This window comes from Streptococcus mitis (genome assembly GCF_002096755.1).
Taxonomy (GTDB): domain Bacteria; phylum Bacillota; class Bacilli; order Lactobacillales; family Streptococcaceae; genus Streptococcus; species Streptococcus mitis_AC.
Map to the genome: position 1 here is coordinate 172371 of NZ_NCVF01000020.1, position 7722 is coordinate 180092.

3 protein-coding genes are annotated in these 7722 nt (G+C 38.4%); all 3 read left to right on the plus strand.

What is annotated here, in order from left to right; genetic code table 11:
* The first annotated feature begins 322 nt into the window (after nt 1-322).
* The 3 genes from adcAII (at nt 323) to B7700_RS03760 (ending at nt 7518) form a co-directional block, all read left to right on the plus strand.
* A complete protein-coding gene (adcAII, locus tag B7700_RS03750) occupies nt 323-1240 on the plus strand; it encodes a zinc-binding lipoprotein AdcAII (protein ID WP_049544284.1) in 918 nt (305 codons plus the stop codon).
* A gap of 7 nt (nt 1241-1247) precedes the next feature.
* Entirely contained in the window at nt 1248-4268 is a 3021-nt protein-coding gene (locus B7700_RS03755; RefSeq protein ID WP_084887248.1) for a pneumococcal-type histidine triad protein, read from the plus strand.
* A gap of 157 nt (nt 4269-4425) precedes the next feature.
* On the plus strand, nt 4426-7518 hold the full coding sequence (locus B7700_RS03760; protein ID WP_084887250.1) for a pneumococcal-type histidine triad protein: 3093 nt from the start codon (nt 4426-4428) through the stop codon (nt 7516-7518).
* The last annotated feature ends 204 nt before the right edge of the window (nt 7519-7722 follow it).

The window sequence follows — 7722 nt, forward strand, 5'->3', positions numbered from 1 at the left end:
CAAACCACGTCAGCTTCGCCTTGCCGTATGTATGGTTACTGACTTCGTCAGTTTCATCTACAACCTCAAAAACATGTTTTGAGCTGACTTCGTCAGTCTTATCTACAACCTCAAAACAGTGTTTTGAGCAGCCTGCGGCTAGCTTCCTAGTTTGCTCTTTGATTTTCATTGAGTATATAAAGTGAAAATCTGTTGAGTTATTGAAACTCAGCAGATTTTTATATGTGAAAGAAATTTCAAATTTTTTCTAAAAATAGCTTGACAGATTAAATTTTTAGGAGTAGAATGTTTACCAGTTAATTAAATAGTTAAGGGGTTGTTTATGAAAAAACAGAGTTTATTTTTAGTATTGTTAAGTGTCTTTCTTTTGTGTTTAGGGGCTTGTGGCCAAAAGGAAAGTCAGACTGGGAAAGGGATGAAAATTGTAACCAGTTTTTATCCTGTCTATGCTATGGTCAAGGAAGTATCTGGTGACTTGAATGATGTTCGGATGATTCAGTCAAGTAGTGGGATTCACTCCTTTGAACCTTCAGCGAACGACATTGCAGCCATCTATGATGCAGATGTCTTTGTTTATCATTCTCATACGCTCGAATCTTGGGCAGGAAGTCTGGACCCCAATCTTAAAAAATCAAAAGTTAAGGTTTTAGAGGCTTCTGAAGGAATGACCTTAGACCGTGTTCCTGGGCTAGAAGATGTGGAAGCAGGTGATGGAGTTGATGAAAAAACGCTCTATGATCCTCACACTTGGCTAGATCCTGAAAAAGCTGGTGAAGAAGCTCAGATTATCGCTGATAAACTTTCAGAGGTGGATAGTGAGCATAAAGAAACTTATCAAAAAAATGCGCAAGCCTTTATCAAAAAAGCTCAAGAATTGACTAAGAAATTCCAGCCTAAATTTGAAAAAGCGAGTCAGAAAACTTTTGTAACACAGCATACAGCCTTTTCTTATCTTGCTAAGCGATTTGGACTCAATCAACTTGGTATTGCAGGTATCTCTCCAGAACAAGAACCAAGTCCAAGACAACTAACAGAAATTCAGGAATTTGTAAAAACCTATAAGGTTAAAACGATTTTTACAGAAAGTAATGCTTCTTCAAAAGTAGCTGAAACTCTTGTCAAATCAACAGGTGTGGGGCTTAAAACTCTGAATCCTTTAGAGGCAGACCCACAAAATGACAAGACTTACCTAGAAAATCTTGAAGAAAATATGAGTGTTCTAGCAGAAGAATTAAAGTGAGGAAAGAATGAAAATTAATAAAAAATATCTAGTAGGTTCGGTGGCAGTCCTTGCCATAAGCGTTTGTTCCTATGAACTTGGTCGTTACCAAGCTAGTCAAGTTAAGAAAGATTCTAATCGAGTAGCTTATATAGATGGTGATCAGGCTGGTCAAAAGGCAGAAAATTTGACACCAGATGAAGTCAGTAAGAGAGAGGGAATCAACGCAGAACAAATTGTTATCAAGATTACTGATCAAGGTTATGTGACTTCTCATGGAGATCATTATCATTACTATAATGGCAAGGTTCCTTATGACGCTATCATCAGTGAAGAACTGCTGATGAAAGATCCGAATTATCAGTTGAAGGATTCAGACATTGTCAATGAAATCAAGGGTGGTTATGTAATTAAGGTAGACGGTAAATACTATGTTTACCTCAAGGATGCCACCCATGCGGACAATATTCGTACAAAAGAAGAGATTAAACGTCAGAAACAGGAACATAGTAGTAATCACGGGGGTGGTTCTAACGATCAGGCAGTAGTTGCAGCCAGAGCTCAAGGCCGTTATACAACGGATGATGGGTATATCTTTAATGCCTCGGATATCATTGAGGACACGGGTGATGCTTATATTGTTCCTCATGGCAATCACTTCCACTATATTCCGAAGAGTGATTTGTCTGCCAGTGAATTAGCTGCTGCCCAAGCCTTCTTATCTGGAAAAGGTAGTCAATTAAGTACCGTTGAATACCGTTCAAGCAGGGGAGAAACAAGATCTACTCTAAGAACGAGTCAATCTGAAACTCCTCAAAATCCTGCTACAGCTCCGGAGAGCCCAAATGAGGATTTAGCTAGTCTTCTTCAAGAATTGTATGCCTTGCCACTTAGCCAACGTCATGTGGAGTCTGATGGATTAGTATTTGACCCAGCACAGATTACAAAACGTACTGCCAATGGTGTGGCAGTTCCTCACGGGGATCATTTCCATTTCATTCCTTATTCGCAAATGTCTGCTTTGGAAGAAAAATTGGCTCGAAATCTACCAATTGGAGGTCAGCCAGTTCAAAGTCAATCTGACAATACGAAACCAAGCAGTACCGATAAACCAAGTTCAACACCAAGTTCAACCATTAAACCAAACTTTAATCTCAATACGCAGGCACCAAATCGAGGAACTGGAGGCGCTTATACAACGGATGATGGGTATGTCTTTAGTCCGACAGATGTGATTGAAGATACAGGAGACGCATTTATTGTACCGCACGGCAATCATTTCCACTATATTCCGAAGAGTGATTTGTCTGCAGGAGAATTGGCTGCTGCCCAAGCTTATTGGAATGGTAAACAGGGCTCACATTCTGCTACAAGTTCAAGTAAACCAAGTAGTGATAATGCTAAACCAACCCAACCAAGTTTGACAGAGACTCCAAACCTGACTGTCACCCCAACATATCATCAAAATCAAGGGGAAGATATCCCAACACTTTTAAGTGAATTGTATGCCAAACCTTTATCAGAACGCCATGTTGAATCGGATGGTCTAGTCTTTGATCCGGCACAAATCATCAAACGTACAGCTAACGGTGTCGCAGTTCCTCACGGAGACCATTATCACTTTATCCCTTATTCCCAAATGTCACCGCTGGAAGAAAAATTGGCTCGTATGATAGCTGTTAAGGGACAAAATGGCAGTGTCTTGCCAAGTGTTACTCCTCTGAAGCCGGCTCCTACTACCAAACCTCAAGCACCAGTGGAAAATAAACCGACTGAACTTGATGTCAACCAGGTTGTTAGAAAAGTTGGTGATGGTTATATTTTCGAGGATAAGGGCGCTAGTCGTTATGTTCTAGCTAAAGACTTAGCCAAGGATAAGATTGACGCTATTGAAAATCTCTTGTCAAAGAAAACTCAAGAGACGCATGCCCTAGTTGCGAAGAAAGAAAATGTCGCTCCTCGTGACCAAGAATTTTATGATAAAGCATATAATTTATTGACCGAAGCTCATAAAGCCTTGTCTGAAAATAAGGGGCGTACTTCTGATTTCCAAGCCTTAAACAAATTAGCAGAACGCTTGAATGATGAATCTTCTAATAAAGGAAAATTGGTAGATGATTTATTGGCATTCCTAGCACCAATTACTCATCCAGAGCGACTTGGCAAACCAAATTCTCAGATTGAGTATACCGAAAATGAAGTCCGCATTGCTCAATTAGCTGATAAGTATACAACTTCAGATGGTTACATTTTTGACGAACATGATATTATCAGTGATGAAGGAGATGCCTATGTAACGCCTCATATGGGACATAGTCACTGGATTGGAAAAGACAGCCTTTCTGATAAGGAAAAAGCTGCAGCTCAATCTTATACTAAAGAAAAAGGAATTCTACCTCCGTCAGCAGACGCAGATGCTCAAGCAAATCCAACTGGAGATAGTGCAGCGGCTATTTACAATCGTGTGAAAGGGGAAAAACGAATTCCACTCGTTCGACTTCCATACATGGTTGAGCATACAGTAGAAGTTAAAAATGGTAATTTAATCATTCCTCATAAGGATCATTACCATAACATTAAATTTGCTTGGTTTGATGATCACTCATACAAAGCTCCAAATGGTTATACGTTGGAAGATTTATTTGCAACGATTAAGTATTATGTTGAACATCCTGACGAACGTCCACATTCTAATGATGGATGGGGCAATGCCAGCGAGCATGTCTTAGGTAAGAAAGACCACAGTGAAGATCCCAAAAAGAACTTCAAAGCGGATGAAGAACCAGTAGAGGAAACACCTGCTGAGCCAGAAGTCCCTCAAGTAGAGACTGAAAAAGTAGAAGCCAAGCTCAAAGAAGCAGAAGCTTTACTTGCTAAAGTAACGGATGCTAGTCTGAAAGGCAATGCGACAGAAACCCTAGCTGGTTTACGAAATAATTTGAGTCTCCAAACCATGGATAATAATGGTATCATGGCAGAAGCAGAAAAATTACTTGCGTTGTTAAAGGGTAGTAATCCTTCACCTGTAAATAAGGAAAAAACAAACTAATGAAAAATGGGAGTCTCGATAAAGAGGCTTTCATTTTTATTATGTATATACGAAAAATTCTTGACAAGCAGTACTAAAAGGAGTAAAATATTAACTAGTTAATTAACTGGTTTATTGTTTTATAGTGAATCAAATAGAGTTAAGAAAAGAGGAAAGAATGAAAATCAATAAAAAATATGTGGCGGGTTCGGTGGCAGTTCTTGCCCTAAGTGTTTGTTCCTATGAACTTGGTCGTTACCAAGCTGGTCAAGTTAAGAAAGAGTCTAATCGAGTAGCTTATATAGATGGTGATCAGACTGGTCAAAAGGCAGAGAACTTGACACCAGATGAAGTTAGTAAGAGAGAGGGAATCAACGCCGAACAAATCGTCATCAAGATTACGGATCAAGGTTATGTGACCTCTCATGGAGACCATTATCATTACTATAATGGCAAGGTTCCTTATGACGCTATCATCAGTGAAGAACTGCTGATGAAAGATCCGAATTATCAGTTGAAGAATTCAGACATTGTCAATGAAATCAAGGGTGGCTATGTCATCAAGGTAGACGGGAAATACTATGTTTACCTTAAAGATGCAGCTCATGCGGACAATATTCGTACAAAAGAAGAGATTAAACGTCAGAAGCAGGAACATAGTAGTAATCACGGTGGCGGTTCTAACGATCAGGCAGTAGTTGCAGCCAGAGCTCAAGGACGCTACACAACGGATGATGGGTATATCTTTAATGCATCTGATATCATAGAAGATACGGGTGATGCTTATATTGTACCTCACGGCAATCACTTCCACTATATTCCGAAGAGTGATTTGTCTGCCAGTGAATTAGCTGCCGCCCAAGCCTTCTTATCGGGAAAAGGCGGTCAATTAAGTACGGTTGAATATCGTTCTAGTAGAGCTGAAACAAGATCTAGTGTGAGAACGAGTCAATCTGAGACTCCTCAAAATCCTGCAACAGCTCCTGAAAGTCAAAGTGAGGATTTAGCTAGTCTCCTTCAAGAATTATACGCTTTGCCACTTAGCCAACGTCATGTGGAGTCTGATGGATTAGTATTTGACCCAGCACAGATTACAAAACGTACTGCCAATGGTGTGGCAGTTCCTCACGGGGATCATTTCCATTTCATTCCTTATTCGCAAATGTCTGCTTTGGAAGAAAAATTGGCTCGAAATCTACCAATTGGAGGTCAGCCAGTTCAAAGTCAATCTGACAATACGAAACCAAGCAGTACCGATAAACCAAGTTCAACACCAAGTTCAACCATTAAACCAAACTTTAATCTCAATAAGCCGACACCGAATAGAGCAACTGGAGGCGCCTATACAACGGATGATGGGTATGTCTTTAGTCCGACAGATGTGATTGAAGATACAGGTGACGCTTTTGTTGTACCGCACGGCAATCATTTCCACTATATTCCGAAGAGTGATTTGTCAGCAGGAGAATTGGCTGCAGCCCAAGCTTATTGGAATGGTAAACAGGGCTCACATTCTTCTACAAGCTCAAGTAAACCAAACATCAATACTGCAAAACCAGCCCAACCAAGTTTGACAGAGACTCCAAACCTGACTGTCACCCCAACATATCATCAAAATCAAGGGGAAGATATCCCAACACTTTTAAGTGAATTGTATGCCAAACCTTTATCAGAACGCCATGTGGAATCTGATGGATTAGTCTTTGATCCGGCACAAATTATCAAACGTACTGCAAACGGTGTCGCAGTGCCTCACGGAGATCATTATCACTTTATCCCTTACTCCCAAATGTCTGATTTAGAGCAGAAGATTGCTAGAATTATTCCGTTAAAAGGGCAAAATGGATTAAATCAAATTGGTACAGATATTAAACCTTTAGTATCAAAAGAAGTAGTTCATAAGTTCTTAGGACAACCAATCAAAGCTTATGGAAAAGGTTTAGATGGTAAACCTTATGATACGAGTGATGGATACATATTTACCAAAGATTCCATCGATTCTGTTGATAAATCAGGTGTTATTGCCAAACACGGTGATCATTTCCATTATATGGGATATGGTGAATTAGAACAATTCGAATTGGATGAAGTTGCTAAATGGATTCAAGAAACTGGTAAAAATCCCGATGACATCGTTTCTTCAGTTCACTCAGATGAGAAGGAAAGACCAAAGTTTGATTATAAAAAAGTAACTAGTAAAGTTTCTAGAAATAGTAAAGTTGGTTATATAATTAATGAAGGTGGAAAAGATTATTTTTATTCACGTGAAGAACTCGATCTTACTCAAATAGCTTTTTCTGAGCAGGAACTAATGCTTAAAGATAAAGATAATTATCGTTATGATATTGTAGAAACAGAAATTAAACCAAGATTAGCTGTTGATGTATCTAGCTTGCCTATGCATGCAGCCAATACTACGTATGATACTGGAACTTCCTTCATTATTCCGCATATCGATCACATTCACGTCGTACCTTATTCTTGGTTAAATAGTGAGCAAATAGCAACTATAAAATATGTAATGCAACATCCTGATGTGCGTCCTGAAGTTTGGTCAAAACCAGGTCATGATGATGCTGGATCTGTTATTGCTAATGTAACTCCTCTTGAAAAACGTCCTGGAATGAAGAACTGGCAAATTATCCATTCTGCGGAAGAAGTTCAGAAAGCACTTAAAGAAGGCAAGTTTGCAACTCCTGATGGATATATTTTTGATCCTCAGGATGTATTGGCAAAGGGAACCTATATTTGGGCAGATAAATCTTTCAGTATTCCAAAAGCTAGTGGTGATTCATTGAGAAGTATCAATCAGTCTGATTTATCAGATAAAGAGTGGAAACAAGCTCAAGAGTTGATAGCTAAAAGAAATGAAGAAAAAGAAACAACAAATGATTCTTCTAATTCACATCTAGTTTCTTCAGATAAGAAATCGGAAACAAAGAAAGATGCAACGGATTCAAACAAAGTTGATGAACAACCAAAGGATAATAAATCTCAAAATGAGGCAGATGCGACTAGCAGCAATCCTTCAGTCGAAAAAGTTGGTGAAGAAGAAAAATCACATGCAGAAAATAAAGAAGATGATTATGATGATATACCAGATTATGGATTAGATAAGGATACTTTAAAAAATCATATAAATCAAATAGCACAAATTGCTCAAATTGATTCTAAATATCTTATTTTTTCATCAGAAGGAGTTCAGTTTTATAATAAGAATGGGGATTTAGTAACCTATGATATTAAAACTCTTAAGCAAATAAAACCTTAGAATATTTTGACTAATGAGCATCTAGTTGAAAGGATATTGTTCTATTATTGGATAGAATAATGTCCTTTTATTTGTTAATAAAAAGATGAAATTTCCTGTCTAAAAAATGGGCTCTTTGTCAACTGTAGTGGGTTGAAGAAAAGCTAAAATCTAGAAAGGACAAATTTCGTCCTTTCTTTTTTGATATTTAGGGCGATAAAAATC

What these genes read in the sequence shown, in the direction of transcription:
- adcAII (WP_049544284.1), top strand. Translation starts at nt 323, where the DNA reads ATGAAAAAACAGAGTTTATTTTTAGTATTGTTAAGTGTCTTTCTTTTG.
- B7700_RS03755 (WP_084887248.1), top strand. Translation starts at nt 1,248, where the DNA reads ATGAAAATTAATAAAAAATATCTAGTAGGTTCGGTGGCAGTCCTTGCC.
- B7700_RS03760 (WP_084887250.1), top strand. Translation starts at nt 4,426, where the DNA reads ATGAAAATCAATAAAAAATATGTGGCGGGTTCGGTGGCAGTTCTTGCC.